Annotated in this window: 1 protein-coding gene; it reads right to left on the bottom strand. The window is 57.7% G+C overall.

Annotated features, from left to right (window positions below):
- Positions 1–60 precede the first annotated feature (60 nt).
- Positions 61–859: transposase (locus tag MB824_RS10815; RefSeq protein WP_238748546.1), on the bottom strand; the 799-nt coding region annotated here is incomplete at its 5' end.

Here is an 859-nt window from a genome sequence, read left to right as displayed (position 1 = left end):
CAGGCGCACTACTGTCCGGAATAAATAACCCATACAAATCAGCATGCCAAGTACTTGACTTCAAAACAACACCCCCTGCATCCGCGCCGGTTCAAGCCTTTCCCGCCTTCGGCGCGCGTAGTGGGCATACGGCGTTTGCGGCCGCTCAAACAGGCTGCCCGCAATCCGTGCGCACAGCAGGTGCAGGCTCTCGCCCATCCGGCCGCTTTGCCGGTACAGCTTCAGCAGCAGATACGCAATCATCGCGCACAGGATTTGCAGTTTCACCGCGTTGGCGCTGCGGCCTAAAAAGCGTTGGATGGTTTCAACGGCGGCATTGGTTTTGAGCCGGGTGACGAAATAGGCGCCCGCTTCATCCAGTTTGGCCCACCAGTTGTAGTCGCAATAGCCTTTGTCAAAAACATAGGTGGCGCCTTTTTCAGGCTGCATGATGTGGCGCTCGTCCACATCGTTAACCCGGGCGTCGGTGATGCTGTGGGCAACGGGACATTGGTCGGCATGGTTCATTAGGATATGGAGTTTTAAACCGGTGATGCGGCCGTTGTGGGTTGTCCATTGGTCAAAGCCGCGTCCTTTGAGCACAATCGGGGTGGAGTCGAGCAGGTAGAGTAAATCGCCAGCCTGTTTGCGCAGGGTTCTGCCGCATAGGGCACTCAGTTCAATAAGCATGTCGGCAAACGGGCGGGGGTCGCGTTTGGCCGGCGCTTCTGACAATGTGGAGCGGCGGATGCTGCGCATATTCAGGTGGTAATGGTGGCTGCTGTGGGCGTTAAAGGATTGCCCGGGTGTACGCAGGCTGGCGCAGCGGCCAAGCCGGGCGTAAAGCATGCAAACCAACAGGTTTTGGCAGCCGAAGCCT

This window comes from Kingella pumchi, assembly GCF_022288825.1.
GTDB classification, from domain to species: domain Bacteria; phylum Pseudomonadota; class Gammaproteobacteria; order Burkholderiales; family Neisseriaceae; genus Kingella_D; species Kingella_D pumchi.
This window is presented reverse-complemented; position numbering and strand designations above follow the sequence as displayed.